This window comes from Flavobacterium croceum DSM 17960, from assembly GCF_002917885.1.
In the GTDB taxonomy this organism is placed as follows: Bacteria; Bacteroidota; Bacteroidia; order Flavobacteriales; family Flavobacteriaceae; genus Flavobacterium; species Flavobacterium croceum.
In genome coordinates this window covers 16898-43038 of record NZ_PQNY01000011.1, presented here as the reverse complement: position 1 = coordinate 43038, position 26141 = coordinate 16898, and the positions used below count along the sequence as shown (strand labels likewise).

General features: G+C 32.5%; 29 protein-coding genes. 14 read left to right on the top strand and 15 right to left on the bottom strand.

Annotated features, from left to right (window positions below):
- Window positions 1-11: 11 nt before the first annotated feature.
- The 5 genes from Q361_RS09235 to Q361_RS09215 form a co-directional block, all read right to left on the bottom strand.
- The gene (locus tag Q361_RS09235; protein WP_103726443.1) at window positions 12-497 is read right to left on the bottom strand and encodes an acetyl-CoA carboxylase biotin carboxyl carrier protein subunit; all 486 of its coding nucleotides are present in this window, start codon (window positions 495-497) and stop codon (window positions 12-14) included.
- A gap of 137 nt (window positions 498-634) precedes the next feature.
- Window positions 635-2809: a B12-binding domain-containing radical SAM protein gene (locus Q361_RS09230; RefSeq protein WP_103726516.1), complete on the bottom strand. Its 2175-nt coding sequence runs from the start codon at window positions 2807-2809 to the stop codon at window positions 635-637.
- Between the two features lie 102 nt (window positions 2810-2911).
- Complete coding sequence (locus tag Q361_RS09225; RefSeq protein ID WP_103726442.1) at window positions 2912-3226, bottom strand: hypothetical protein; 315 nt, start codon at window positions 3224-3226, stop codon at window positions 2912-2914.
- Window positions 3213-3614: a hypothetical protein gene (locus tag Q361_RS09220; RefSeq protein WP_103726441.1), complete on the bottom strand. Its 402-nt coding sequence runs from the start codon at window positions 3612-3614 to the stop codon at window positions 3213-3215. The genes Q361_RS09225 and Q361_RS09220 overlap by 14 nt, the downstream gene beginning before the upstream one ends.
- A gap of 8 nt (window positions 3615-3622) precedes the next feature.
- Complete coding sequence (locus Q361_RS09215; RefSeq protein WP_103726440.1) at window positions 3623-3895, bottom strand: YtxH domain-containing protein; 273 nt, start codon at window positions 3893-3895, stop codon at window positions 3623-3625.
- A 156-nt stretch (window positions 3896-4051) separates the two neighbouring features.
- On the opposite strand from Q361_RS09215, the gene pyrF reads away from it, so the two are divergent.
- Window positions 4052-4879, top strand: coding sequence for an orotidine-5'-phosphate decarboxylase (gene pyrF, locus Q361_RS09210; protein ID WP_103726439.1), 828 nt, complete (start codon window positions 4052-4054; stop codon window positions 4877-4879).
- Window positions 4876-5664, top strand: coding sequence for an alpha/beta fold hydrolase (locus tag Q361_RS09205; RefSeq protein WP_103726438.1), 789 nt, complete (start codon window positions 4876-4878; stop codon window positions 5662-5664). The genes pyrF and Q361_RS09205 overlap by 4 nt, the downstream gene beginning before the upstream one ends.
- Window positions 5665-5861: 197 nt before the next feature.
- On the opposite strand, the gene Q361_RS09200 is transcribed toward Q361_RS09205, so the two are convergent.
- Entirely contained in the window at window positions 5862-6572 is a 711-nt protein-coding gene (locus Q361_RS09200) for a DUF4197 domain-containing protein (RefSeq protein ID WP_103726437.1), read from the bottom strand.
- A 137-nt stretch (window positions 6573-6709) separates the two neighbouring features.
- Between Q361_RS09200 and Q361_RS09195 the strand changes: the two genes are divergently transcribed.
- The 5 genes from Q361_RS09195 to Q361_RS09175 are packed head-to-tail and all read left to right on the top strand — an operon-like array spanning window position 6710 to window position 12189.
- Complete coding sequence (locus Q361_RS09195; protein ID WP_103726436.1) at window positions 6710-10135, top strand: methylmalonyl-CoA mutase family protein; 3426 nt, start codon at window positions 6710-6712, stop codon at window positions 10133-10135.
- A gap of 9 nt (window positions 10136-10144) precedes the next feature.
- Window positions 10145-10774 (top strand): hypothetical protein, encoded by a 630-nt coding sequence (locus tag Q361_RS09190; RefSeq protein WP_103726435.1) that lies wholly within the window; start codon window positions 10145-10147, stop codon window positions 10772-10774.
- On the top strand, window positions 10775-11248 hold the full coding sequence (locus tag Q361_RS09185) for a GyrI-like domain-containing protein (RefSeq protein WP_103726434.1): 474 nt from the start codon (window positions 10775-10777) through the stop codon (window positions 11246-11248). It abuts the gene before it with no gap.
- 1 nt (window position 11249) lies between these two features.
- Window positions 11250-11861, top strand: a complete 612-nt coding sequence (locus Q361_RS09180; RefSeq protein ID WP_103726433.1) for a uracil-DNA glycosylase family protein — start codon at window positions 11250-11252, stop codon at window positions 11859-11861.
- Window positions 11854-12189, top strand: coding sequence for a hypothetical protein (locus Q361_RS09175; protein WP_103726432.1), 336 nt, complete (start codon window positions 11854-11856; stop codon window positions 12187-12189). Before Q361_RS09180 ends, Q361_RS09175 begins: the two co-directional genes overlap by 8 nt.
- A 10-nt stretch (window positions 12190-12199) precedes the next feature.
- Here the strand turns inward: Q361_RS09175 and mtaB are convergent, their stop codons facing one another.
- Entirely contained in the window at window positions 12200-13519 is a 1320-nt protein-coding gene (mtaB, locus tag Q361_RS09170; protein ID WP_103726431.1) for a tRNA (N(6)-L-threonylcarbamoyladenosine(37)-C(2))-methylthiotransferase MtaB, read from the bottom strand.
- Between the two features lie 175 nt (window positions 13520-13694).
- On the opposite strand from mtaB, the gene Q361_RS09165 reads away from it, so the two are divergent.
- Window positions 13695-14114 (top strand): nucleoside-diphosphate kinase, encoded by a 420-nt coding sequence (locus tag Q361_RS09165; RefSeq protein ID WP_103726430.1) that lies wholly within the window; start codon window positions 13695-13697, stop codon window positions 14112-14114.
- A 56-nt stretch (window positions 14115-14170) separates the two neighbouring features.
- Here Q361_RS09165 and Q361_RS09160 read toward each other — a convergent pair whose 3' ends face one another.
- The 4 genes from Q361_RS09160 to Q361_RS09145 are packed head-to-tail and all read right to left on the bottom strand — an operon-like array spanning window position 14171 to window position 16992.
- A complete protein-coding gene (locus tag Q361_RS09160) occupies window positions 14171-15232 on the bottom strand; it encodes a mannose-1-phosphate guanylyltransferase (RefSeq protein ID WP_103726429.1) in 1062 nt (353 codons plus the stop codon).
- Between the two features lie 2 nt (window positions 15233-15234).
- Window positions 15235-15696, bottom strand: a complete 462-nt coding sequence (locus Q361_RS09155) for a hypothetical protein (protein ID WP_103726428.1) — start codon at window positions 15694-15696, stop codon at window positions 15235-15237.
- A gap of 1 nt (window position 15697) precedes the next feature.
- On the bottom strand, window positions 15698-16300 hold the full coding sequence (locus tag Q361_RS09150; protein WP_103726427.1) for a SprT-like domain-containing protein: 603 nt from the start codon (window positions 16298-16300) through the stop codon (window positions 15698-15700).
- An 11-nt stretch (window positions 16301-16311) separates the two neighbouring features.
- Entirely contained in the window at window positions 16312-16992 is a 681-nt protein-coding gene (locus Q361_RS09145) for an SDR family NAD(P)-dependent oxidoreductase (RefSeq protein ID WP_103726426.1), read from the bottom strand.
- 109 nt (window positions 16993-17101) lie between these two features.
- Here Q361_RS09145 and thrS point away from each other — a divergent pair, with 109 nt between their 5' ends.
- The 4 genes from thrS (at window position 17102) to rplT (ending at window position 20426) form a co-directional block, all read left to right on the top strand.
- Window positions 17102-19048 (top strand): threonine--tRNA ligase, encoded by a 1947-nt coding sequence (thrS, locus tag Q361_RS09140; protein WP_103726425.1) that lies wholly within the window; start codon window positions 17102-17104, stop codon window positions 19046-19048.
- A 76-nt stretch (window positions 19049-19124) separates the two neighbouring features.
- A complete protein-coding gene (gene infC / locus Q361_RS09135) occupies window positions 19125-19622 on the top strand; it encodes a translation initiation factor IF-3 (RefSeq protein WP_103726424.1) in 498 nt (165 codons plus the stop codon).
- A 133-nt stretch (window positions 19623-19755) separates the two neighbouring features.
- Entirely contained in the window at window positions 19756-19953 is a 198-nt protein-coding gene (rpmI, locus tag Q361_RS09130; RefSeq protein WP_103726423.1) for a 50S ribosomal protein L35, read from the top strand.
- 128 nt (window positions 19954-20081) lie between these two features.
- Window positions 20082-20426: a 50S ribosomal protein L20 gene (gene rplT, locus Q361_RS09125; RefSeq protein ID WP_103726422.1), complete on the top strand. Its 345-nt coding sequence runs from the start codon at window positions 20082-20084 to the stop codon at window positions 20424-20426.
- Between the two features lie 89 nt (window positions 20427-20515).
- On the opposite strand, the gene Q361_RS09120 is transcribed toward rplT, so the two are convergent.
- From Q361_RS09120 to prfA, 4 genes are all read right to left on the bottom strand, one after another.
- Complete coding sequence (locus Q361_RS09120; RefSeq protein ID WP_103726421.1) at window positions 20516-21358, bottom strand: isoaspartyl peptidase/L-asparaginase; 843 nt, start codon at window positions 21356-21358, stop codon at window positions 20516-20518.
- 10 nt (window positions 21359-21368) lie between these two features.
- On the bottom strand, window positions 21369-22241 hold the full coding sequence (locus Q361_RS09115; protein WP_103726420.1) for a cyanophycinase: 873 nt from the start codon (window positions 22239-22241) through the stop codon (window positions 21369-21371).
- Window positions 22242-22288: 47 nt separating this feature from the next.
- Window positions 22289-23878: a bacillithiol biosynthesis cysteine-adding enzyme BshC gene (gene bshC / locus Q361_RS09110; protein WP_103726419.1), complete on the bottom strand. Its 1590-nt coding sequence runs from the start codon at window positions 23876-23878 to the stop codon at window positions 22289-22291.
- 74 nt (window positions 23879-23952) lie between these two features.
- The gene (prfA, locus tag Q361_RS09105) at window positions 23953-25026 is read right to left on the bottom strand and encodes a peptide chain release factor 1 (protein WP_103726418.1); all 1074 of its coding nucleotides are present in this window, start codon (window positions 25024-25026) and stop codon (window positions 23953-23955) included.
- A gap of 207 nt (window positions 25027-25233) precedes the next feature.
- On the opposite strand from prfA, the gene Q361_RS09100 reads away from it, so the two are divergent.
- Both Q361_RS09100 and Q361_RS09095 read left to right on the top strand, forming a co-directional pair.
- Window positions 25234-25632 (top strand): DUF6265 family protein, encoded by a 399-nt coding sequence (locus tag Q361_RS09100; RefSeq protein ID WP_146047000.1) that lies wholly within the window; start codon window positions 25234-25236, stop codon window positions 25630-25632.
- On the top strand, window positions 25632-26126 hold the full coding sequence (locus Q361_RS09095; RefSeq protein ID WP_103726416.1) for a DUF6265 family protein: 495 nt from the start codon (window positions 25632-25634) through the stop codon (window positions 26124-26126). Before Q361_RS09100 ends, Q361_RS09095 begins: the two co-directional genes overlap by 1 nt.
- Window positions 26127-26141 lie beyond the last annotated feature (15 nt).

Sequence of the window (26141 nt, the reverse complement as noted above, 5' to 3'; positions counted from 1 at the left end):
AAACTTGTTTTTTATTCAAATTCTATTAATAATTGTCCTTTATCTACTGCATTTCCTTTTTGTACCGCAATCGATTTAATTTTGCCGTCTCTTGGTGAAAGAAAACTGTTTTCCATTTTCATGGCTTCCAAAATCAATAATGGATCGTTTTCTTTTACTTCCTGCCCTACTTCTACGTTTATTTCTAATATTAAACCTGGCATTGGGGCTTTTATAGCATTTACTACTTTAGTGCGCCCTTTTTCAATACCCATATTTTTTATAAGCATATCCAAAGCATCAGAGATAGCCACTTCGTAGACGTTGTTATTTACCGAAACCGTATATTTTTTGTTGATAAAATCAATATGGGTGATTTCTGCTTTGAAAGACTTGTTGTTTTTAAGTACATGATAGTTTGATTTGTCTGTTGGCAAAGCATCAAGGTTTTTCAAATCACTTTCAGATAAGTCAAAACTATAGGTTTGATTTACCGAAAGCTTATAAGTTGTGCTCATAAGAATTTGGTTTTTAATTTTGGTAAAGTTAAAAAATCGAAATCGATTGCGCTATGATATTTATCAAGAATATTGCTTATTTAATATAGTTTTATACTATAGTTTCGGTTTGATTATTCTTATGTACTACATAACATCTACAAAACAAGTAATCCATCATTTTTGAGTTTTAACATAGGCTTGGAATGCCAAAAAAGCTCAAAATTTGGCATTGCTTTTTCAAAATCTTCTTTTAGTTGTTGTAATGTAAGGGTTTTTGTGTTATTGTAAACACACGTTATTTCAAGCATATTTATGAGCCATTGCGCTTCTTGCGCTGGAAGTTTCATGATAATCGTATCATAATTAACATGAAATAGCAACTCCCATTTTCCTTTACTTATTTTACAAGTAGGCTTTGGTAAAAAGTTTATTATTTTTGCTGTAGGTTTGTCAAATAGTGCTTTTTCGTTATGCAGACACTGTTCTATATAATTGTAAGAAATTTTTGTCTTTTTAATTTTAAAATCAAACCATTCTTGCAAATCATAATCCAAACCTATTCCATGCATGTAATTGAATAGCGATTTTTTTAAACCAAACGCAAACTTATCGTGATTGATACCTGTTTTGTCTTTAAAATATATGTCATTATGGGCAAACTTAATTTCAGAATTATGATGCGGAATTACACCAAAATTATCTGGATTTTTTCCAACAGGGCTATGTGCTGTCATCGCAAATTGATGCCAAAAACCACTCTGTAAAATATTTAATTCAAACATTTGTCTTACCATTTCTAGGCTATCTATGGTTTCTTGTACTGTTTGAGTAGGAAAACCATACATTAAATACGCATGCACCATAATACCCGATTCTGTAAAATGATGGCAAGCTTGAGCAACCTGAGCTACTGTAACGCCTTTTTGTATTAATGCCAATAATCTATCTGATGCTACTTCAAGCCCTCCAGAAACAGCTATACAACCCGAGGCTTTAAGTAGTTTACAGAGATCTTTTGTAAAACTTTTTTCAAATCGAATATTCGTCCACCATGTAATCACCAATTTTCTTCGAAGAATTTCTAAGGCAACTTCGCGCATTAGTGCAGGTGGTGCGGCTTCGTCTACAAAATGAAAACCTGTTTCACCTGTTTGCGCTATAAGTTCTTCTACCCTATCAACTATAATTTTAGCATGAATAGGTTCGTAAATTTTTATATAATCTAATGAAACATCACAAAAGGTACATTTTCCCCAATAACAACCGTGTGCCATAGTAAGTTTGTTCCATCTGCCGTCGCTCCATAAACTATGCATTGGGTTTGCAATTTCAATAACCGATATATATTTATCTAAAGGCAATCCCGAATAATCTGGAGTTCCTACTACATTTTGCTTATAATCTGGTTTTGTTGAATTATTTACAAATATTACTTGTTTGTTTTCAAGTACAAACGTTCTTTTGTATTCTTTATGTTGCTTGTTTTGCGTTGCTTGATATAGCAATTCTATAGGTAGCTCTCCATCGTCTAATGTGATGTAATCAAAAAATTCAAAAACTCTTTCATCTTTCAAACTGCGTAATTCTGTATTGGGAAATCCGCCACCCATAGCTGTTTTTATTTGTGGGTAGTGTTTTTTTAAATAATGCGCTACTCGAAAAGCACTGTATAAATTACCTGGAAATGGAACTGAAAAACAAACGAGTTTTGGTTGTTCTTTTTCTACTATTTTTGTGATAAGTTCAAGTGCTATATTGTCTATGTAGGTAGGTTGAGATTGCAATGTTTGATACAATTCATCAAAAGAGTTTGCACTTCTTCCCAAACGCTCAGCATAACGGCTAAACCCAAAATTTGCATCTACACATTCTACTATATAGTCGGATATATCTTCAAGGTACAAAGTTGCTAAATGTTTGGCTTTGTCGAGTATACCCATTGTTCCAAAAGCCCATTCCATATCATCTAGCTGATTAAATCGAGAGGCTTCGGGTAAAAAATTGCCCGAACATATTTGACGCGAAAGTGTAGAATTATCACCTTGCAAAAAAGCGATTACAGCATCAATTGATTGAATATACTGTTCTTGTAAAGCAAATATTCTTTGTGCATTGGAAGAAATTTTACGTTTACTAATGTTTGCTCTTGAAAATTCAAACATTTGCTGTAAACCTTGTTTTGAAAATAATTTCAAAATAACCTCAATACCCAAATCTATTTGCGTACTTGGTATACTTTTAGTATTGAGAAAGCCTTTTAAATAGGCAGTTGCTGGGTATGGAGTGTTAAGCTGAGTAAAAGGCGGTGTTACTAATAAAATTGAGTTCAAATTTGCTTTTTTTGACAAATTTAAAGTATTTTATACATAATTATAAAAAAACCAAATTCTTATACTTTTCGTTTAAAATTTATTTGTATTCTACTGTAAAAATTAAACCTTTTTTGAGAAAAACTGAACCGCGTAATCAATTCCTTTTTTTAACCAACTAGAAGAATGTGAACTATTTAAAAACACTTTTTTGGACACGTAGCCCAAAGCTAAAATGGCTAATGATTTTAGCATATCTTTTTTTTCTTCAGAACTTGGTAAAAAACTTTGAATACTTTGGTTAATTAAATTCTTTGGTTTTAAACTATCAGTAAACTGTTGCGCCTGCGATTTTAATTCAATAAAATCTTTTTTTTGTTTCGCTTCAAGTATAGCAATGGCTTTATCTAGTTTTTCTGACTTATCAATTTTTCTCATAATCTTCTTTTTTTTCTACAGAAGTTACTATTTCGTCAATATCTAAATCTTTCAGCATTTTATCAATAATTAAATTGCTTACAGGTACTTTTACTAAACTTTTGTTGAAAAATATAAGTACTAATGCCAAAATTAAATAAAAGCCCGAAACTATTATAAAGCCTATATAATAATCGTGTAACAACTTACCTATGTATAAACTAATACCAATGTTGATAAATAATGTAAACATAGCCAAAACAAACGCTATAGACAATCCAGATAATAAAGCCGAAACGGTGTCGGCAGTTTTATCTACCAACTTTAATTTATATAAATCTAAAGTAGTTTTTACATAGTTTTCAACTTTGGCAAACAGCAAGTCTTTATTGGTTTCAAAAGAGCTCATAAGCTAGTTTATAAAATATTTTTATTGATATTTTTAAGGTTTTCCAAATTATGCTCTACCTCCTCAGCTACATTTTCTTTACTCAACAATTCATCTGCTTTTGATGCTACTTTGCTTGCCAAATCATCAAAATTTGATTTTAAATTATTTACCAAATCTTCACCTTGCTCTTTTAATTTCTTTCTTGTTTCAGAACCTTTTTCTGGAGCTAATAATACGCCTAAAACTGCACCAACAGCCATACCACCCAAAAAACCTAAAATTACATTACTTGATTTCATAATTTGATTATTTAAATTAAACTTCACGTATAAAGATAATCATTTCAATGAAAATACATGTCATTTTTTGTAAGAATTAACATATTGAAATGTATTTTTGTGTGTAGTTTACTCAAACATATTGAGGTATTTTATGGAAAATAGTAAATTTGCAAGATGACAACAACACAACTCATAGAACAAATACGTAAAAAACAATCCTTTTTATGCATTGGTTTAGACCCCGATTTAGATAAAATCCCAACGCATTTACATCAATATGAAGATCCAATTTTTGAATTTAACAAAGCTATTATTGATGCCACACACCACCTGTGTGTAGCCTACAAACCCAATACTGCTTTTTATGAATGTTACGGCATTAAAGGTTGGAAATCATTAGAAAAAACAATACAATACCTCAACAATAAATACCCAGAAATATTTACCATAGCCGATGCTAAGCGTGGCGATATAGGCAATACATCTACCCGATACGCCAAGGCTTTTTTTGAACAACTTAATTTTGATAGTATTACAGTGGCGCCTTATATGGGCAAAGATTCTGTTGAGCCTTTTTTATCGTTTAAAAACAAACACACTATTTTGCTTGCTCTTACCTCCAATGAGGGTGCTTTAGATTTTCAAACACAAAACACAACAGATACAACATTGTATAAAATGGTTTTGGAAAAATCTAAAACTTGGAAAAATGCAACGCAATTAATGTATGTAGTAGGTGCCACAAAAGCAGAATATTTTAAAGAAATACGAAATATTGTTCCTGATAATTTTTTATTAGTACCTGGTGTTGGCGCACAGGGAGGCAGTGTTGAAGAGGTTTGCAAATACGGCTTAAATAAAAATATAGGGCTTTTAATAAATTCGTCTAGAGGTATTATTTATGCTTCAAACCAAAGTAACTTTGCTGTTCAAGCGCAAATAGAAGCGCAAAAACTTCAGCAAGAAATGCAACTTGAATTAACAAAACACTCAATTATTTGATTTCATATACTACATATCCTAATAGTTCATCTACCGAATGGGTAACTTTTGTGCATGGAGCAGGAGGAAGTTCTGCCATTTGGTTTAAACAAATTAAAGCTTTTCAAAAGCATTTTAACGTATTATTACTAGATTTACGAGGTCATGGAAATTCAAAATCGGCTACCTCGCAATCGCTAAAAAATAAATACACTTTTAAAGGACTTTCTCACGATATTATTGAGGTGTTAGACGCCTTAAAAATACATAAATCGCATTTTGTTGGTATATCATTGGGTACTATATTAATACGGCAGTTGGCAGAATTACAACCCCAAAGAGTAAATAGCATGATAATGGGCGGAGCTATTTTGAAAATGAACTTTCGCTCGCAAATTCTTATGAAGTTTGGGAATGTTTTTAAATACGTTTTGCCTTATTTGGTACTGTACAAATTGTTTGCTTTTATAATAATGCCTAAACAAAATCATAAAAAATCAAGGTTATTGTTTATTAACGAAGCAAAAAAATTGTATCAAAAAGAATTCATTAAATGGTTTAAACTTACTTCCGAAATAAATCCGTTATTAAAATGGTTTAGACAAGTAGAATTAAATATTCCTACATTTTATATTATGGGCGAAGAAGATTATATGTTTTTGGGCTCGGTACAAAAAGTAGTACAAGCACATCAAAAATCATCTTGCTTAAAAATTATAGAAAATTGCGGTCATGTAGTAAACGTAGAGCAAGCACATATATTTAATAACGAAGCTATTGGTTTTATTCAAAAAATTAATCAATAAATACTTGTTTGTTAGTAAACATAAAACAAAAAAACACCAACTTTCTTTATTGAAAATTGGTGTTTTTTAACTAACCCTAACCAAAACAAATTATAAAACTGTTATTATAACAATGCAAATATCCAACTTTATTTTGATAGGTTGTGTTAAGAGAATGTTATTTATATATAATTGATTCTTAAAACTTTGTAAAAAAATTATTTTGAATCTTGCATAGCAAAAACTTTCTTCAGCAAATCTGAAGTTCTAGCATTTAAATTGGTTCTAATATCTTGTTCTTCTACTGCAATCATTTTAAAAACACCTTCCATAGCCTTGTTGGTAGTATAATCGGTCAAATCGGGGTTTACTTTTTTTACCAAAGGAATACTATTGTATTTGGTAATAATGTTAGACCAAATTTTATCGGCTCCTACTTTGGAAAAAGAATTTTTAATAACAGGATTAAATTTTGAATACAATGCTGTTGATGTTGAACTTTGCAAATAGGTTGTAGCGGCAGTATTATTGCCCATCAATATATTTTTTGCATCTGTAAACGTCATATTTTTTACAGCGTCTACAAATATGGGGGTAGCCTCTTTTACCGCATCTTCTGCTGCTCTATTAAGTATTCTTAGTCCGTCATCGGCCAAACTACTTAGTCCTATTTGGCGCAACTTCTTGTCTACAGTTTGTAGTTCATCGGGTAATAAAATTTTAACGGCTTCGTTTTTAAAAAAACCATCTGTTGCTGTAAGTTTTACTACTTGTTTAGAAATACCATTATGCAATGCCTCTTTAAGTCCTCCGGCAATATCTACATTTCCTTGTTCTAAAATAGTTGGCAATTGGTTAGCAACTTGCTGTAATTCTGCACAGCTTAGCAGTGTAGCTCCTGCAATAGATAAAAAGAAGGCTTTTTTCATGATTTTTTAATTTTATTTTAATACTTAATTAATTACAAAGATAGTGCCTCAAATGTTAATATTTATTCCAATTAAAACTACAGTAAAAAATTATTAAATTCGTAAATTGCAACCCTAATTTAGATTTAAAATTACAAATGGAACAAGTACAGCCCTATATTCCTAAAAATAAAGTAAGAATTGTAACAGCTGCATCACTTTTTGATGGTCATGACGCTGCAATTAATATCATGCGAAGAATTATTCAAGCAACTGGTGTTGAAGTCATTCATCTTGGTCATGATAGAAGTGTGGAAGAAGTGGTTAATACTGCTATTCAAGAAGATGCAAATGCCATAGCGATGACATCTTATCAAGGTGGTCACAACGAATATTTTAAATATATGTATGATTTGCTTAAAGAAAAAGGGGCTGGTCATATTAAAATTTTTGGTGGCGGTGGCGGAGTAATTTTACCTTCTGAAATAGAAGAATTACAAGCTTACGGAATTACACGTATTTATTCTCCAGACGATGGTCGTGCCATGGGATTACAAGGAATGATTAATGATTTGGTTCAAAAAGCTGATTTTCCTGTTGGAGATAAATTAAATGGTGAAATCAATCATTTAGAAGATAAAGTTCCAACTGCAATTGCAAGAGTAATTTCTGCTGCAGAAAATTTTCCAGAAATTGCAAAAGAAACTTTAGATAAAATTCATGCTAAAAATCAAAATTCTAAAATTCCAGTATTAGGAATTACAGGAACTGGTGGAGCAGGTAAATCTTCTTTAGTAGATGAATTAGTAAGACGATTTTTAATTGATTTTCCTGAAAAAACGATTGGATTAATTTCAGTTGATCCATCAAAAAGGAAAACTGGTGGAGCACTTTTAGGAGATAGAATTCGAATGAATGCGATTAATAATCCTAGAGTTTATATGCGTTCTTTGGCAACTCGTCAATCGAATTTGGCATTGTCAAAATATGTAAACGAAGCCATAGAGGTTTTGAAAGCAGCTAAATATGATTTGATTATCCTTGAAACTTCAGGAATTGGACAAAGTGATACCGAAATTTTAGAACATTCGGATGTTTCATTATATGTAATGACACCAGAATTTGGAGCAGCTACGCAGTTAGAAAAGATTGACATGCTAGATTTTGCCGATTTGGTTGCCATAAATAAGTTTGACAAACGTGGAGCTCTTGATGCTATTCGTGATGTAAAAAAACAATACCAACGCAATCATAATCTTTGGGATGTTAATCCTGATGAGATGCCTGTTGTAGGAACAATTGCCTCACAGTTTAATGACCCAGGTATGAATACATTATACAAACGTATAATGGACAAAATTGTTGAAAAAACAAGTGTTGATTTACAATCTACTTTCGAAATTACTCGCGAAATGAGCGAGAAAATTTTCGTTATTCCTCCACATAGAACACGTTATTTATCTGAAATTGCTGAAAACAATAGAAAATATGACGAAATTGTTCTTTCGCAAGTTGAAGTGGCACAAAAACTATACGGAATTTTTAAAACTATTGAAGTTGTAAATAAAAAATCAGTTCAGATTTCTAAAACAGGAATAGACGAAACTTCAATAAATAGAACCGAAGAAAATAAAGTCTTTTTGGAATTGTTGTTGCAACAATTTGAAAAAGTTAAAATGGATTTAGATGCTTATAATTGGGAAGTAATTTTAACTTGGCAAGAAAAAGTAAACAAATACAAAAATCCAGTTTATAGCTTTAAAGTTCGTGACAAAGAAATTAAAATTCAAACACATACCGAGAGTTTATCTCATTCACAGATACCAAAAATTGCACTTCCAAAATACCAAGCTTGGGGTGATATTTTAAAATGGAATTTACAAGAAAATGTTCCTGGAGAATTTCCATTTGCTTCAGGATTATATCCATTTAAACGTGAAGGTGAAGATCCAACAAGAATGTTTGCTGGTGAAGGTGGACCAGAACGAACCAATCGTCGTTTTCATTATGTTTCTTTAGGAATGCCAGCCAAACGACTTTCAACTGCCTTTGATAGTGTAACTTTATATGGAAATGATCCCGATTTACGACCTGATATTTATGGAAAAATTGGTAATGCTGGAGTTTCAATTTGTTGTTTAGACGATGCCAAAAAACTCTATTCTGGTTTTGATTTATCGCATCCAATGACTTCAGTTTCAATGACTATTAATGGGCCGGCTCCTATGCTTTTAGGCTTTTTTCTGAATGCAGCTATAGATCAAAATTGTGAAAAATACATTAAAGAAAATAATCTAGAAGATGTAGTTGAAACAAAACTTAAAGAAAAATACGAAAATAAAGGCTTACAACGCCCTCGATATAACGGAGAATTACCCGAAGGAAATAATGGTTTAGGTCTCATGTTACTCGGTATAACTGGCGACCAAATCCTACCAGAACATATTTATCAAGACATAAAAACAAAAACCCTAGCACAAGTAAGAGGCACTGTTCAAGCGGATATTTTAAAAGAAGATCAGGCACAAAACACCTGTATTTTCTCTACAGAATTTGCTTTGCGATTAATGGGTGATGTACAAGAATATTTTATAAAACAAAATGTACGCAACTTCTATTCGGTTTCTATTTCAGGATACCATATAGCCGAAGCCGGAGCTAATCCTATAACACAATTGGCATTTACTTTGGCAAACGGATTTACTTATGTAGAATACTATTTAAGTAGAGGCATGGATATTAACGACTTTGGACCAAACTTATCGTTCTTTTTCTCGAATGGTATCGATCCAGAATATGCTGTAATAGGACGTGTGGCTCGTAAAATTTGGGCAAAAGCCATGAAGTATAAATATGGCGCCAACGAAAGAGCACAAATGCTTAAATACCATATACAAACGTCTGGACGTTCACTGCACGCACAAGAAATTGATTTTAATGATATCCGTACCACATTACAAGCGTTGTACGCTATTTATGACAACTGTAATTCACTTCATACCAACGCCTACGACGAAGCCATAACAACACCTACCGAAGAGTCTGTACGTCGTGCTATGGCTATACAATTAATCATTAATAAAGAATTAGGTTTAGCTAAAAACGAAAACCCAATACAAGGTTCATTTATCATTGAAGAATTAACCGATTTGGTAGAAGAAGCGGTATTGAGAGAATTTGATAGAATTACAGAACGTGGTGGAGTATTAGGAGCAATGGAAACCATGTACCAACGCAATCAAATTCAGGAAGAAAGTATGTATTACGAAATGCTAAAACATACAGGAGAATTTCCTATAATTGGTGTAAATACATTTTTAAGTTCCAAAGGTTCTCCAACTGTTTTACCAGCAGAAGTTATTCGTGCTACCGAAGAAGAAAAACAATTTCAAATTCAAACCTTACACAGTTTAAATAGTTTGTATGCAGATCAAGTAAAACAAGAAATAGCCACAATACAAGAAGCAGCCATAAATAATCAAAATATTTTTGAGAAATTAATGGAAGCCACCAAATATTGTTCACTTGGTCAAATTACTAGTGGTTTGTTTGAAGTTGGTGGGCAGTATAGACGCAATATGTAATTATTTTTAATGAAAAAATACATTCTATTACTATTTTGTTCTTCAGTACTTAGCCAAAATCCTTTTTCTAAAGAATATCCTAACAACATTTTAGCAATAAAAGGTTGTGGGTATATAAATTTACTAGATGGTGGTTTTGGTTCAATTATTGGCCTTGAGAAAAGTTATTTTAAAAATCATTCAATTGGTGCAAAGTTTATATATAATGCATTTACACCTCATAGAGAAGATACTGCAAATAATTATGAACCAATAGACTATTCAAAAGATAAAGATATTTCATATATTATTGAATATAAATATTATTTTGATTTCAATATTATAAAAGATAAAGCAGTTATTCCATATTTTTCAATCTCATATAAAAACGGTAAAAGAACTTTTGATAATGATGTGAATTATCCTCATGATTTTTATCATAGAGAAACTAAATATAATTTATTTGGGCCTGCAATAGGAACATTAGTTGTTTTGGGTGAATCAAAAAAATGGACTATTGATACACAAATTGGATATTTATTAGGAAATAAAAATAGAAAAACAGAATATGTTTTCCCAATTCAATTTAATCAAAATGATATATTCAATACAGATCTTTTTCGATTTGAAATAATGTTGACTTATACTATTGATTTGTAAATGAATCCAATCATAAAAACCTTTCCAACAACAAAATTCATAGGTAAAAATCTTTTGTTTACCTATACAGATTATCGTGCTTTTGAATTGTGGAGTAGTTTTATGCCTAGACGAAATGAAATTCAAAATGCTATTGGTTCTGAGTTGTACAACATTCAAATCAATCCTGATGATTTTGATTTTCAACCAAATAAACCATTTGTAAAATGGGCTGCTGTTGCCGTTTCATCATTTGAAAATATTCCTGAAGGAATGGAAAGTTTACTAATTCCAGAAGGTTTATATGCCGTTTTTAATTATAAAGGAGACCAAGCCAATGCTTCCGAATTTTTTAGAAAAATTTACACCAAATGGCTTCCAAATTCAAATTACGAGCTAGACAATAGACCACAATTTGAAATTTTAGGAGAAAAATACAACCGTAATCATCCCGAATCTGAAGAAGATATTTATATCCCTATAAAACCCATTTAGAATGACAACTTTGGAAAAACACCCTGATTGGTTTTACGATTTCTATCCTATGGAAATTTTACTTTTAGGTAGTTTTCCTCCTCACAGTTCTAAACATGCTTTTCCGTTTTATTATCCAAACAAACAAAATAGATTTTGGAAAATTTTAGCTCATATTGCCAACAAAACCTTGACTCATGATTTATCGAATACTGAACTAGCTGTAAACGAACGCAAAAATTTGATGAAATTTTTACACATAGGAATTCATGATGTAGGTAAAACAATTCTTAGAAAAAACAACAGCTCTTTAGATACTAAAATTGATGTTATAGAATACCAAGACATTAAAAAAATTGTTAAAAATCATCCCGAATTACAGCAAATACTTCTTTTAGGTTTTTCTTCAAAAAATAGTGCGACACAAACTTTTATTAAGTATTTAGAGCATCAAAAAATACTTACCGAATTTCCTGTAGATTTTAAACTCAAATCTCAACAAAGTTTTACTATCTTTATAGACAACAGAAAAATAAAATGTTCGATACTCAATTCCACCTCTTCGGCAAGTGCTATTGGTATTGATGCTTTAATTGATCAATTTTCAAAATATATCCTTGTGCCTAATGAGTAATCAAAATTTAGAAAATGCTATTCTTTCTTTTTTTGAAGAAATACCAAAGTATTATGGATATAAAACTGAAATTTCTGAGGGTTTAATTACCGATATTCAAAATTTTAATGCCAAAACAACCACTTGGAATCTTTCGGAATTTAGCCTTATTCGTTCAGCATATCGTGTAGAAGGTAATCGATTTATGATGGAAGGCAGTAAAATGTATTATGAAATTGCAGCCGAACATATCATTAGCCTTAAAAAAACAGGCAGCAATGCTTATGAATTTATAGAGCAATACAGTGCAAATGTTTTTAGAATGACTAAAATTTGTTTTCTTGAATAATCAAATTTGATTATTCAAGAAATTGTATGCGTACAGCTCCATCTTCATCAATGTGTGTGAGTGTTACTTTGTGCAATGTATTGATGAGTTCTGGATTCCATGGGTATTTTACTTTTACATAATTTTCGGTAAAACCATAAATATAGCCTTCTTTGTTTTCGCTCTCAAAAAGTACAGTTCTAGAAGTTCCAATTTGACTCTCATAAAATGCACGACGTTTTTTAACCGATAATCCTCGTAACATTTTACTTCGTTTACTTCTTACATTGTTAGCAACTACATTGGGCATTTCTACAGCCTCTGTATTATCTCTTTCAGAATATGTAAATACGTGTAGGTAAGAAATATCCAATTCTTGCAAAAAATAATAGGTTTCCAAAAAATGCTCGTCTGTTTCTCCCGGAAAACCTACAATTACGTCCACACCAATACAAGCATGAGGCATTACTTGTCTTATTTTAGAAACCCTTTCGGCATATAACTCTCTTATATATCTACGCTTCATTTTATTTAAAATAGCATTGCTTCCGCTTTGTAACGGAATATGAAAATGTGGAACGAAAGTTCTACTTTGTGCTACAAAATCAATGGTTTCGTTTTTAAGCAAATTAGGTTCTATAGATGATATTCTTAAACGTTCAATGCCTTCGACTTTGTCCAAAGCTTGCACCAATTCTAAAAAAGTGTGTTCATGCTTTTTATTGCCAAATTCTCCTTTGCCATAATCACCAATATTTACGCCTGTTAGCACAATTTCTTTAATTCCTTGTGCTGAAATTTCAGTGGCATTGCGCAATACATTTTCTAAGGCATCACTTCTAGAGATACCTCTTGCCAAAGGAATAGTACAATAGGTACACTTGTAATCGCAACCATCTTGAACTTTTAAAAAAGCCCGTGTCCTATCGCCAATAGAATAACTTCCTACATAAAAATCAGCATCTTCAATCTCACAACTATGCACTTCTCCCCTATCATTTTTAGATAAGTCGTTTATGTAATCTGTAAGCTTAAATTTTTCTGTAGCACCGAGTACCAAATCTACACCATCTACAGCGGCTAATTCTTCTGGTTTTAATTGTGCATAACAACCTACTGCTGCCACAAAGGCTTTTTCGTTAATTTTTAAAGCTTTTTTTACAATTTGTTTAAATTGTTTGTCTGCATTATCTGTTACCGAACATGTATTGATAACATAAATATCGGCAGGTTCTTCAAAATCTACTCTTTCAAAACCGTCTTGTTGAAAATTTCGGGCAATGGTAGATGTTTCCGAAAAATTCAATTTGCATCCTAAGGTGTAGAATGCTACTTTTTTATTTTGCACCATAATAACTCTCAATTGATGAAATCGTTGTCAAAAATTGAGCGTTGCAAAGATACTATTTAACTTGGTATTTAACAAAACACAAAAGAGTGTTTGGTAATCGAGAAAGTTTTTACACAATAATTTTCATTCTATGCCAAAAAGAGTACTTTTGCAAAAAATTTAAAAACAAATAAAAATGGCAAACAATAGAACTTTTACCATGATAAAACCCGATGCTGTTGAAAAAGGACACATTGGTGGAATATTAAACATGATTACTGAAGGTGGTTTTAGAATTGTAGCAATGAAATTGACACAACTTACTGTGGCTGATGCTCAAAAATTTTATGCTGTACACAGCGAAAGACCTTTCTTTGGTGAATTGGTAGAATTTATGACTCGCGGCCCAATTGTTGCTGCAATATTAGAAAAAGATAATGCTGTAGAAGATTTTCGTGCTTTGATTGGTGCTACAAACCCAGCAGAAGCGGCAGAAGGTACTATTCGTAAAAAATATGCTACTTCTATTGGTGAAAATGCAGTTCATGGTTCAGATTCTGATGAAAATGCTGCTATTGAAGGTGCTTTTCACTTTGCAGGTAGAGAGCAATTTTAATACATATTAAATTATAAAAAAGCATCCGTTTTAATATTAAAACGGATGCTTTTTATTTATAAGTCATTGGCTAGTGCTGTAATTCTTTTAATATCTTGTTCTTTACTTTTGGGATAAATAAGCAATACATCTGCTTTATCAACAATAATATAATCGTGTAAACCGTCTATTACAACTATTTTTTCGGCATCGGTTCTAACAATATTGTTGCTTGCATTTTCCAAAATTACTTTGGCGTTTATTACTCCGTTTTTATAATCGTCTTTTTCTAGTTTTTCATGCAACTGCCCCCATGTTCCTAAATCATTCCAATCAAAATTTGCAGGCAAAACATATACATTATCTGCATTTTCCATAAGTGCATAATCTATAGAAATGTTTTCGGCTTTGGCATAGTTTTGTTCAATAAAGCTACGCTCATTATCTGTGTTGTAAGCTTCATGTCCTTGCAGAAAAAGCTCACTCATTTGAGGCTGAAATTTTTCAAAAGCTTCTGTTACAGCTTTTACACTCCAAATAAATATACCTGCATTCCACAAAAAGTTTCCAGCATGTAAAAATGATTTTGCTGTTTCGTAATTGGGTTTTTCACGAAACTGATGCACTTTTTTTATGTCATTTTTATCTGTTTTGTCGTATTCGATATATCCAAATCCTGTATTTGGAAATGTGGGCGTAATACCCAAAGTCATTAAAGCATTATTGGCTTCACAAAATTGAAAAGACTTTTCTAGATTGTCACAAAACGCTTTTTCATCTTCAATCCAATGATCGCTTGGAGCCACAACCATTAAGGCTTCTGGATTCATTTTTTTAATTTTCCAAGAGGCATAAGCAATACAAGGAGCAGTGTTGCGCATCGCTGGTTCTAGCAACACTTGATTGGGCTTTATTTGAGGTAACTGCTCTAAAACAATATCATTATAATTTGCATTGGTAAGTATAAATATGTTTTCTTGAGGAATTAAACTAGAAAGCCTACTGTAGGTTTTTTGGATAAGCGTTTGCCCGCTACCCAACATATCATGAAATTGTTTTGGAAATTCGGTTGTAGAAACTGGCCAAAATCGAGAGCCTACGCCACCTGCCATAATAATGGCGTAATAATTTTTGTTCATATTTATTTAAAAGTATGAGGTGTCTTCATTTTTTTAATTACAGATACAAATATATTTATAATAAACAAGATTTGCAGACAGATTAATATTAATGTTATTATTAAATAATATATAGAGTAATTAGGTGTATCTAATAAATAATCAATTCCTTTTTCTTGAGCGGGAAGTTCGTTAGACAAATAGCCTATGCAAAAGAAAAACAACATCATTATAATAGTACCTAAAACATGAAACCAAATGACCATTCTTGACAAATTAATCTTAAAAGAGTCTAAAAATAAATACAATAAAGAAGCACTTCCAAACAAATAAGCATAAAACAACATTGAATATTTTACATTTAGCACATAATATGAATCGTAGATATTACATACAATTGTAGGTTCTGAATTTGCGAGAAAACAAAAAATAGTTAATAAAGCAAATCCTACTATAAGTAATAAATATGGCTTGTTTCTTATCATTTTAATTTGCTATTCGTTCTACTTCGGCATTAGCATTAAATAGGTATATTTTGCTTGTTTTTAACTCGATACACTCATAACGTTTTACACGCAATCCTTTTTTTTGAAAAATTCTACCATTTTTTATTCTAAAGATACTACCGTTGGGTATTTCATGTATAAATTCTACATCGGGTTTGCGCTCATCAAATTGCTTTAATGCAAAAGCAAGTCGAGCATCTGTATCGCTACTAGCCGCAGGATTTCTAAAATGATTGGCTACTAAAGGTAATATCGCATTAGGAAAAACTTCGGGTCGAATAAAAGGCAACATTAGGCTTTGAAAAGTTAGTTTCCATTCGGTTCCATGAGGTTTTATAAATCTACCGTACTTTTCAAAAGCTACTAAGTGAGCAATTTCGTGAATAAGAGTAATTAAAAATCTATATTTATTTAAATTGGCATTTACGGTAATTTCGTGTTTTCCTGAAACGTCTTTTCTGTAATCGCCGTGTCGCGTTTGCCGTTCATGAACAACTTTTAAGTGAACATGGTAGTTTTTTATTAATTCAAAACATGGCAAAACAGCATACTCTGGCAAATATTTAGATAAAATAGCATTCAAAACAAAAGCAATTAAGGTGTTGTAGCGCTCACTTGAAGCACTTTACCGTTGTAATATTTATTTCCAGTTAATGTAAAATCATAAATATATTGAGCCATTTCTAGCGCATTTAGCGGAGCTTTATAATTTGGAAAAGCTTCTTCCAACATTTCGGTTTGCACAGCGCCAAGTGCCAATACATTAAAAGCTATACCATGCTCCTTATACTCTTCTGCCAGAAGTTCCGAGAGTGTAATAACCGCTCCTTTACTAGACGAATAAGCCGCTAAACCCGGAAATTTCATACTCCCTTGAATACCACCCATAGAGCTTATAGTAACCACATGACTTCCTTTTTTCATAAAAGGTAAAACTATTTGTGTTAAGCCTGCTACACCAAAAACATTTACACGATAAACATACTCAAAATCCTGCAAAGTAATATTCTCAAAGGGTTTATTCACCAAAGCGCCCGCATTGTGTATTACAGCATCTACATCGTGCCAAGTGTCTGTTAAAAAATGCTTTACTCGTTCTAGTTCGGCTTCTTTTGTAAGATCTACTTCTAAACAGGTAATATTTTTATTTTGCAACAAATCTGGAGAAACAGTTCGAGATAAAGCCAAAACACAATAATCATTTTGGGCAAAAAGTAACGCCAATTCTTTACCAATTCCTCTAGAAGTTCCTGTAATAATAATGTTTTTGGACATTTATTAATTTTTTTGTCAAAAATAGCTAATTATTTTAAAGATATACGCATCTTATCGCTTTGTATTTTTTCACTTTACACTATATTTGCATTTCGTAAAAATTTTAACAATGATAAAGATTACACTACCAGATGGTTCGGTAAAAGAGTACGCACAAAATAGTACTCCTATGGATGTTGCAAAAAGTATAAGCGAAGGATTGGCTAGAAATGTTATATCGGCTGCCTTTAATGGTACAACTATAGAAACCACAACACCTCTTACGACCGATGGTACGTTAGTACTTTATACTTGGAATGACAAAGAAGGTAAAAAAGCATTTTGGCATTCTACATCGCACGTTATGGCGCAAGCTTTGGAAGAATTGTACCCAGGCATAAAGCTAACCCTTGGCCCTGCTATAGACAATGGTTTTTACTACGATGTAGACTTTATGAACCACAAAATTGTAGATGCCGATTTCAAAAAAATTGAAGATCGAGTTCTTGAAATTTCTAGAGAAAAACATGAGTTTACAATGCGTGCTGTTTCTAAAGCAGAAGCTCTGGCAATTTATAAAGACAATGAATATAAAACAGAACTGATACAAAATTTAGAAGACGGAACCATAACATTTTGCGACCATTCTAATTTTTCTGACTTATGCCGTGGCGGACATATTCCAAATACAGGAATCATTAAAGCCATGAAAATAATGAGTGTTGCTGGTGCATACTGGCGTGGCGATGAAAAAAACAAACAATTAACTCGTGTTTATGGTATTTCATTTCCTAAACAGAAAGACTTAACCGATTATTTAGAACTTTTGGAAGAAGCCAAAAGACGTGATCATAGAAAACTAGGAAAAGAGTTAGAATTGTTTACTTTTTCTCAAAAAGTAGGACAAGGTTTGCCTTTATGGCTACCAAAAGGTGCTGCTTTACGCGACAGACTGGAACAATTTTTAAAACGTGCGCAAAAAAAAGCAGGTTACGAGCAAGTGGTTACGCCTCATATTGGTCAAAAAGAATTGTATGTAACATCCGGCCATTATGCTAAATATGGCGCCGATAGTTTTCAGCCTATTCACACACCAGCAGAAGGCGAAGAATTTTTGTTAAAACCCATGAATTGCCCTCATCATTGTGAGATATACAATAACAAACCTTGGTCTTACAAAGATTTGCCAAAACGTTATGCCGAATTTGGAACTGTATACCGTTACGAACAAAGTGGAGAACTACACGGATTAACTCGTGTACGTGGGTTTACTCAAGATGATGCACATATATTTTGTACACCCGAACAATTGGATAGCGAGTTTAAAAAAGTAATAGATTTGGTATTGTATGTTTTCGGTTCGTTAGGTTTTGAAAATTTTACAGCACAAGTTTCTGTACGTGATTTAGACAATCCAGAAAAATATATAGGTAGTGTTGAAAATTGGGAGAAAGCCGAAAATGCCATTATAAGTGCTGCCAAAGATAAAGGTTTAAACTATGTAATAGAAAGTGGTGAAGCCGCTTTTTATGGGCCGAAACTAGACTTTATGGTAAAAGATGCCTTAGGCAGAAGTTGGCAGTTGGGTACTATTCAGGTAGATTACAATTTACCCGAACGATTTGACCTAACCTACAAAGGATCAGACGATAAGTTGCACCGCCCTGTTATGATTCATAGAGCTCCTTTTGGATCTATGGAGCGTTTTATAGCCATTTTACTAGAACATACTGCTGGAAATTTCCCACTTTGGCTTATGCCAGAACAAGCTATTATACTGTCTTTGAGCGAGAAATATGAAAATTATGCTCAAAAAGTTTTAAGTTTGCTAGAAAATCACGAAATTCGCGCCCTAATTGACAACCGTAATGAAACTATTGGCAAGAAAATTAGAGAAGCCGAAGTTCAAAAAATGCCATTTATGCTAATTGTTGGTGAAGAAGAAGAAAAAAATGGTACAATATCGGTAAGACGACACGGTCAAGAAGGAAAAGGAAACAGTACTGTTACTATTGAAGAATTTGCTAAAATAGTACAAGAAGAAATAAATAAATCATTAAAAACATTTGAAGTTTAACTAAAATTTTAGAGCCATAGCAATAAGAAACAATAGAGGTTATAAACCTCGTGAAGAAAAAGTAGCCGCACACCGAATCAACAACTTGATTAAAGGTGTTGCAGAAGTTCGTTTGGTAGGAGAAAACATAGAACCTGGTGTTTACAAAATTACCGAAGCTTTAAGACTTGCAGAAGAACAAGAAGTAGACTTGGTTGAAATATCTCCCAATGCCGTTCCGCCTGTATGTAAGTTAATGGATTATGGAAAATTTCTTTACCAACAAAAGAAAAGAGACAAAGAGCTCAAAGCAAAATCTACACAAATTGTAGTGAAAGAAATACGTTTTGGTCCTCAAACTGATGAACACGACTATGAATTTAAGAAAAAAAATGCCGTCAAGTTTCTTCAAGATGGAGCTAAGCTAAAAGCTTTTGTTTTCTTTAAAGGTCGTTCTATAATTTACAAAGAGCAAGGACAAATTTTATTACTTCGTTTGGCACAAGACTTAGAAGAATACGGAAAAGTTGAAGCTATGCCAGTATTAGAAGGAAAAAGAATGATAATGTATATTGCTCCGAAGAAGAAAAAGTAGTTTTAAGTTTAACGTTTCAAGTTGTTAGAAAGTAATCTTAAACTAGAAACATGAAACAAAAAATGAAGAGCTTGCTAAGCAAACTCGAAATAACAAGTAAGTAAGTTAAATCAATAAATAAATTTGGGAAATTATGCCTAAAATGAAAACTAAATCTAGTGCCAAAAAACGATTCAAAGTTACAGGCTCTGGAAAAATTAAAAGAAAACACGCTTATAAAAGCCACATCTTGACCAAAAAGTCTAAGAAACGTAAATTAGCTTTAACTCATGCTGCATTGGTACACCCAGCAGATGAGAAAAGTGTGAAAGAACAATTAAGAATTATCTAATAGCAAATAGCTTTAATGCTGTGAGCCTTTAGTATTCTTTAGGTTAAAATTATTAAATAACCCTGGAGTGGGCATTATTAAGAGTCTATACAATATAGAACGCCTTACTACAAAAAAACAAAAAAATTATGCCAAGATCAGTAAATTCAGTTGCTAAAAGAGCAAGAAGAAAAAAGATAATGAAGCAAGCCAAAGGTTACTTTGGTCGTCGTAAAAACGTTTGGACAGTTGCTAAAAATGCGGTAGAAAAAGCGATGCAATATGCATACCGCGACAGAAAAGCTAAAAAGAGAAATTTCCGTTCTTTATGGATTGTTCGTATCAATGCAGGTGCGCGTCTAGAAGGAATGTCTTATTCTCAATTTATGGGTAAATGTAAAGCTAATGGTATTGAACTTAACAGAAAAGTTCTTGCAGATTTAGCGATGAATCACCCAGAGGCTTTCAAAGCTATCGTGAATAAAGTAAAATAATAAACGTTTGTACAACCTCGATTTAACTTACTTATAAAAAATCCCAACTTTTTCAAGTTGGGATTTTTAGTTTTATGTACCTATATTCATTACTGAAAAACTTCTTCATTTATACCATCAAAACTTGCAAAAACCATACTTGGGTGCGAATCTTGATGAAATATGTTTCCGTTACTATCAATTGCGATAGCTCCTGCAAAACCATCAAAAGGTTTTAGTTCTGCAAAGGTTTTTGCAAAAGCATCTTTAAGAGTAAAGCCATCTGTAACTCTTGTAACTATTTTAGCAGCAACAGCGCCACTTGTAATATCTTCTCCAACACCTGTAAGACTTACTCCACAATAGGCATTACAGTAATTGCCTGCTACGGTAGCAGAATCTGAAATTCTACCTACAAGTTCAAAACCTTTTCCACCAGTAGAAGTACCCACAGCTATTTTGCCATTGCTATCGAGAACTACACATCCTACAGTACCTAAACCCAATGAGGCTAGTTTATCTTGATACTCTTGTTTGCGTTGTGGAATTTCGGTGGAAAATTGTGGAAATCCATTTTTTCTTGCATACGCTATAGCGCCTTCTCCACCAAGAATTCTATCATCTTCTTGCATTAAAACTTGAGCCACTTGGATAGGATTTTTTACATCTTCTATATTAATTACCCCACTCATTTTCATCGAAATACTATCCATTAACGAAGCGCTCATGCGTATTTTTCCATCGCTTTGTATTTGCGAACCAATACCTGCATTGAACAACGCATCATCTTCTAGCAACGAAACGGCATGTACCACTGTTTCTAGAGCTGTATGTGTTTGCAAATAGGCATAAGATTGTTTTACAATACGGAGTAAAGCCTCTTGTTTGGCAATTTTAGTTTCTTGATTGGTAGACGATTCTGAAAAAAAACCGCCATGTATTATTATTTTCATAAGCTACAAACTAAACGTATTGCGACGATTTTATTGTCATTTTAAACGTATCCAAATCAAACGTATCGTGTTTACTCATCACATGGGTAACAAGATGATTGATTGAAATAGGTTGTCCTAACTCTACTTGGGTTAAATTGGTATCTTTTACTTCTCTTCCATCTACTAAAATAACAAGTCCAGAGCCTATAGCTTCCATTTGTCTGCCATTTTTTATTAATAAACCTGTATCTTCTCCAAGACCAATTCCTAAAACTTTTGGGTTACCTACAACAGCTTGAAAAAGGCGCCCAATACGACCTCGTTGTACAAAATGAGTATCGATAACCACATCATCAATCAATCCTAAACCAGAGGTAATTTTAACTTCTCCTTTAAGCAAAGCTTCACTACTACTACCTTGATAAATCATATTATTGGAAGCTGCTGCTGCTCCTGCCGAAGTTCCTGCGTAAATAAAATTGGTGTTTTTGTATTTGTCTATCAAAATATCGTCAAAAGGAGTACCACCTAATATAGATGTAAGCCTAAGTTGATCGCCTCCTGTAAACATAACCACATCGGCAGCTTTGAGGCGTTCTATAATTTCTGGTTCTGAGGCTTGTTCTCTTTTTTCTATATAGAGAACATCTACATTGTGTGCGCCTAGATAGCTAAATGCTTTAACGTATTCTGGTCCTATTTGTCTCGGAATTTTTGAAGCTGTTGTAATGACTTCTATCCTAGAATTTTCTTTATGTGCAGATTCTTGTATGATTCTTTTTAAAATACCTTCTTCAAAAAAGTTTAAATTTTTGGTTGCATTGGTATCCAAATCGGTTTCTGTAAAACTTCCTTTATCTACAGCTCCGCCTATAATTATTAATTTTCCATGTATTTTCATGGCGTAAAAATAACTATTTCGTTAAATTTTGCCAATCATTTTTTAAATTAATTAGGCAATAGAATAATACTAAAGTTTTGAGATAATGGGTCTAAATGATTGAACAAAAGTGTAAACAAAAGTGAGCCATTGTTTTGGTAATATTCAGAGAAATTTGACACTCGCTCTTGTAGTGATTGTTTTGGAAACAATATAGCTTGAATGGCAAGTATACGCTTTAGTTTATCTGCATATACTTTTTTTTCTGCTTTGAGTAAACGTTTTTCTAGATGTTCTAATCCTAAAATTTGCTTTTTTTCTTGAGCTTTTAATGCTTTTAAAAACGATTTATCTGTGCGTGCTGCTATATCTTGCAAAGAATTAAACTGTTTTTTTAAGTGCTCTTTTTGATCGGAAAAATCAATATTAAATTTTGAAAATTGTTTTGCTTTTTGGGTAGATAATAGTGTTGATGGTAAAAATAGGTCATTCCAAGTAAGATGGAGTTTTTCTATTTTTTTTTGCATCTTTTCAGTAAGTAAAACAACCGAATTTCGGAGTAAAAGTATAGGAAAAGTAACGCCCTGTACATCAAAATTTGATTTTAACTCAAACCAATAGGCTAGCTCGCCACCGCCACCAATATAGCATAAATTGGGTAATATCGTTTCTTGATACAATGGTCTTAAAATTACATTTGGGCTAAACTTTTCTGGATTGTTTTCTAGTTCTTGCTCTAATTCTTGAGCAGTAAAACGAATAGTTGTATTATTTACTTTATAAACATCGTTTTCCAATACAATACGCTCTCGCAAGTTGTTGTCTATATAAAACAAGTTAATCTCTCTTGGATTTACCTGAATATCATAATTGTCTTTAAGTTTTGTTATTGTATTTGAAACTTCTCGGTAAGAAATTTGCTGCATTAATTCTTGTTTCACATACGGCACAAACAATTGTTTGAGTTCTTTACTATCTCCATCAACAATAATTAAACCTTCGTTTTGAAACAATTCATTAACTAAAAAACGTGTCGCAGAAGCCAAATTAGAATGTTCTAAATAAGCTTGTTTAAAAAGCTCTTTTAAATAAGTTGCATGTATACCCGAACCTATTTCATTACAAAACTTTTCATAAACCTCATCTAAACCCTGCGTAGATAGCCTACCAACGGCTCCAGAGGCTTCTGGATTATTCCATTGCAACTTGGTATTATGGTATTGAAAATGATTAATTTCTGCAAAATCATGATCTTCTGTAGCCATCCAATATATGGGTACAAATTGATGTTCTGGATACTCTAGTTGCAGTTGTTTGCAAAGATTTATAACCGAAACAATTTTATAAATAAAATATAAAGGTCCTGTAAAAATATTGAGCTGATGCCCTGTAGTGATACTAAAGGTATGTTTGTCTTGTAAGGCATCGATATTGTTTTTTGTATTCTCAGAAATAGCAACCTCCTGATATTGATTGCGCAACGCTTGTACTAGAACTTCTCGATAATCGTGATTGTAAGTATTTGCTTTCTCTTCTAGTTGGAGTTTAAAATTTTCCAATGAAGGAAATCGATTATAAAACGACTTCAAATCTTGATGTTGATTGAGATAATCTATAATTATTTTTGAAAAATAACCCGAGTTTTGGTAAGACACCATAGCGTACAAATCTTAATAAAAAGTAAAGGTATAAAATAAAGAAAGGCTAACATAGATGCTAGCCTTACGTATTTTTAAAAAATTTCGCTTTCTTTGAGTTTTTCCATATTGGAAACCAACTGAAGCTCGTCTATAAATTTTTGAATTTTACCACTCATTACACCATCCATATCAAAAATATCCATACCAATTCTATGGTCTGTAACACGCCCTTGTGGATAATTGTAAGTTCTAATTTTTGCCGAACGGTCTCCGCTACTTACTTGTGAGTTTCGCTTTTTAGCATCTTCTTCTTGCTTTTTTGCCAACTCCATTTCGTACAAACGTGAACGCAATACAGACAAGGCTTTATCTTTGTTTTTGTGTTGTGATTTTTCATCTTGACACTGTGCCACCAGACCTGTAGGTATGTGCGTCATACGAACAGCCGATTTTGTGGTATTTACCGATTGACCTCCTGGCCCTGAAGAACAAAATAAATCAATGCGTACATCGTTCATATCAATTTGCACATCAAATTCTTCTGCTTCGGGCAATACCATAACAGTAGCTGCCGAAGTATGTACACGACCTTGCGTTTCTGTTTGTGGCACACGTTGTACACGGTGTACACCTGCTTCAAACTTGAGTGTTCCATAAACATCTTCGCCTGTAACTTCAAAAATAACTTCTTTAAAACCGCCCGATGTTCCTTCGTTCATATCTACAACCGAAGTGCGCCAGCCTCTAGTTTCACAATATTTAGTGTACATTCTATATAAATCGCCTGCAAATATCGAAGCTTCATCTCCCCCAGTACCTGCACGTATTTCTACCATTACGTTTTTGGCATCTTCTGGATCTTTGGGTATGAGCATAAATTTTATCTCTTCTTCTAGCTGTGGTAAACGCTCTTTTGCTTCGTCTAGTTGCATTTTTGCCATCTCTACCATTTCGGCATCGCTACCATCGGCTAGTATTTCATTGGCTTCGTTCAAATTGTCTGTAAGCCTAATATACTCTTCTCTTTTTTCTACAAGAGCTTTTAAACCTTTGTATTCTTGATTGAGTTGTACGTATCGTTTTTGATCTGCAATAACGTCTGGCTGAATAATCAAATCTGAAATTTCATCAAAACGTTGTTTTACAAATTGTAATCTATCTAACATGGTGTGTTATTTTTTTGGAAGTGCAAATTTATGTTATTTGTTTTAAGTTTAAAGTTCTATCTAAAAAGTTTTTTTTATTATTGTATTTGATTAGTCTATTTTTACGAAATTCACGCTATGAAATACTTCTATATTGTTATTTTGTTTTGCTTTTTATCTTGCAAAAACGAAACCGTAAGCCCTAATTTGATAGGTAAAAAATCTTTAGTGGAAAAAGCAAACTGGTTTTTAGGATCTTGGGAAAACAAATCTGATATGGGAGATTTTTATGAAAAATGGCAACGTGTAAATGACTCTCTCTATCAAGCTGAAAGTTTTATTTTGGTAAAAAAAGATACTGTTTTTTACGAACAAGTTCGGTTGAAACAAAAAAAAGATAGTTTGTATATGATTGTTTCTGTGCGCAATCAAAATAAAGAAAAACCTGTTGTGTTTTATTTAACACAAAATTCCGAGAATCAACTTACATTTGAAAATCCAAAACACGATTTTCCTACTAAAATAGTTTATAAAAAAGCAACTACCGATAGTATTGTAGCGAGTATAGAAGGCAAACAAAATGGAAAAAAAGTGCAAGAATATTTTCCAATGAAAAAATCAAAATAATGAGATATTTAGTAATTATAATAGTGGCGGTATTTGTTTTTTCTTGTAAAAAATATGACATTCATGGCAATGAAATAAAAACTTACGAAGAGCTTGAAAAATCAAAATGGCTTTTGGGCGAATGGCAAAAAAGTGATAGTTTGGGTATACTTACAGAAAAATGGGAACTGCTAGACGACAGCACATTTGTAGGTCATTCATACTTTATTATTAATGAAAAAGATACGGTACACAACGAAACCATGCAACTCATGCAAGTAGACAAACATCTTATTTACAGCACTACCACTAAGGGCGAAAATAATGATAATGAAGTGCAATACCAACTTACAGAAGAGCAAGATAGCTTGTTGAATTTTGAAAATCCGAAGAAAGATTTTCCAAAAACGATAGCTTATTTTAAAAAGAAAAATAACATATTGGTTATACAACAACTCGGCAGTGCTTCTAGCAAAAAAGTTCAAAAAAACTATTACCTAAACAAAGTAAAATAGCTTTGCACTTGTGTA

What these genes read in the sequence shown, in the direction of transcription:
- Q361_RS09235 (WP_103726443.1), bottom strand. Translation starts at nt 497, where the DNA reads ATGAGCACAACTTATAAGCTTTCGGTAAATCAAACCTATAGTTTTGAC.
- Q361_RS09225 (WP_103726442.1), bottom strand. Translation starts at nt 3,226, where the DNA reads ATGAGAAAAATTGATAAGTCAGAAAAACTAGATAAAGCCATTGCTATA.
- Q361_RS09220 (WP_103726441.1), bottom strand. Translation starts at nt 3,614, where the DNA reads ATGAGCTCTTTTGAAACCAATAAAGACTTGCTGTTTGCCAAAGTTGAA.
- Q361_RS09215 (WP_103726440.1), bottom strand. Translation starts at nt 3,895, where the DNA reads ATGAAATCAAGTAATGTAATTTTAGGTTTTTTGGGTGGTATGGCTGTT.
- pyrF (WP_103726439.1), top strand. Translation starts at nt 4,052, where the DNA reads ATGACAACAACACAACTCATAGAACAAATACGTAAAAAACAATCCTTT.
- Q361_RS09200 (WP_103726437.1), bottom strand. Translation starts at nt 6,572, where the DNA reads ATGAAAAAAGCCTTCTTTTTATCTATTGCAGGAGCTACACTGCTAAGC.
- Q361_RS09195 (WP_103726436.1), top strand. Translation starts at nt 6,710, where the DNA reads ATGGAACAAGTACAGCCCTATATTCCTAAAAATAAAGTAAGAATTGTA.
- Q361_RS09190 (WP_103726435.1), top strand. Translation starts at nt 10,145, where the DNA reads ATGAAAAAATACATTCTATTACTATTTTGTTCTTCAGTACTTAGCCAA.
- Q361_RS09185 (WP_103726434.1), top strand. Translation starts at nt 10,775, where the DNA reads ATGAATCCAATCATAAAAACCTTTCCAACAACAAAATTCATAGGTAAA.
- Q361_RS09180 (WP_103726433.1), top strand. Translation starts at nt 11,250, where the DNA reads ATGACAACTTTGGAAAAACACCCTGATTGGTTTTACGATTTCTATCCT.
- Q361_RS09175 (WP_103726432.1), top strand. Translation starts at nt 11,854, where the DNA reads ATGAGTAATCAAAATTTAGAAAATGCTATTCTTTCTTTTTTTGAAGAA.
- mtaB (WP_103726431.1), bottom strand. Translation starts at nt 13,519, where the DNA reads ATGGTGCAAAATAAAAAAGTAGCATTCTACACCTTAGGATGCAAATTG.
- Q361_RS09165 (WP_103726430.1), top strand. Translation starts at nt 13,695, where the DNA reads ATGGCAAACAATAGAACTTTTACCATGATAAAACCCGATGCTGTTGAA.
- Q361_RS09160 (WP_103726429.1), bottom strand. Translation starts at nt 15,232, where the DNA reads ATGAACAAAAATTATTACGCCATTATTATGGCAGGTGGCGTAGGCTCT.
- Q361_RS09155 (WP_103726428.1), bottom strand. Translation starts at nt 15,696, where the DNA reads ATGATAAGAAACAAGCCATATTTATTACTTATAGTAGGATTTGCTTTA.
- Q361_RS09145 (WP_103726426.1), bottom strand. Translation starts at nt 16,992, where the DNA reads ATGTCCAAAAACATTATTATTACAGGAACTTCTAGAGGAATTGGTAAA.
- thrS (WP_103726425.1), top strand. Translation starts at nt 17,102, where the DNA reads ATGATAAAGATTACACTACCAGATGGTTCGGTAAAAGAGTACGCACAA.
- rpmI (WP_103726423.1), top strand. Translation starts at nt 19,756, where the DNA reads ATGCCTAAAATGAAAACTAAATCTAGTGCCAAAAAACGATTCAAAGTT.
- rplT (WP_103726422.1), top strand. Translation starts at nt 20,082, where the DNA reads ATGCCAAGATCAGTAAATTCAGTTGCTAAAAGAGCAAGAAGAAAAAAG.
- Q361_RS09120 (WP_103726421.1), bottom strand. Translation starts at nt 21,358, where the DNA reads ATGAAAATAATAATACATGGCGGTTTTTTTTCAGAATCGTCTACCAAT.
- Q361_RS09115 (WP_103726420.1), bottom strand. Translation starts at nt 22,241, where the DNA reads ATGAAAATACATGGAAAATTAATAATTATAGGCGGAGCTGTAGATAAA.
- bshC (WP_103726419.1), bottom strand. Translation starts at nt 23,878, where the DNA reads ATGGTGTCTTACCAAAACTCGGGTTATTTTTCAAAAATAATTATAGAT.
- prfA (WP_103726418.1), bottom strand. Translation starts at nt 25,026, where the DNA reads ATGTTAGATAGATTACAATTTGTAAAACAACGTTTTGATGAAATTTCA.
- Q361_RS09095 (WP_103726416.1), top strand. Translation starts at nt 25,632, where the DNA reads ATGAGATATTTAGTAATTATAATAGTGGCGGTATTTGTTTTTTCTTGT.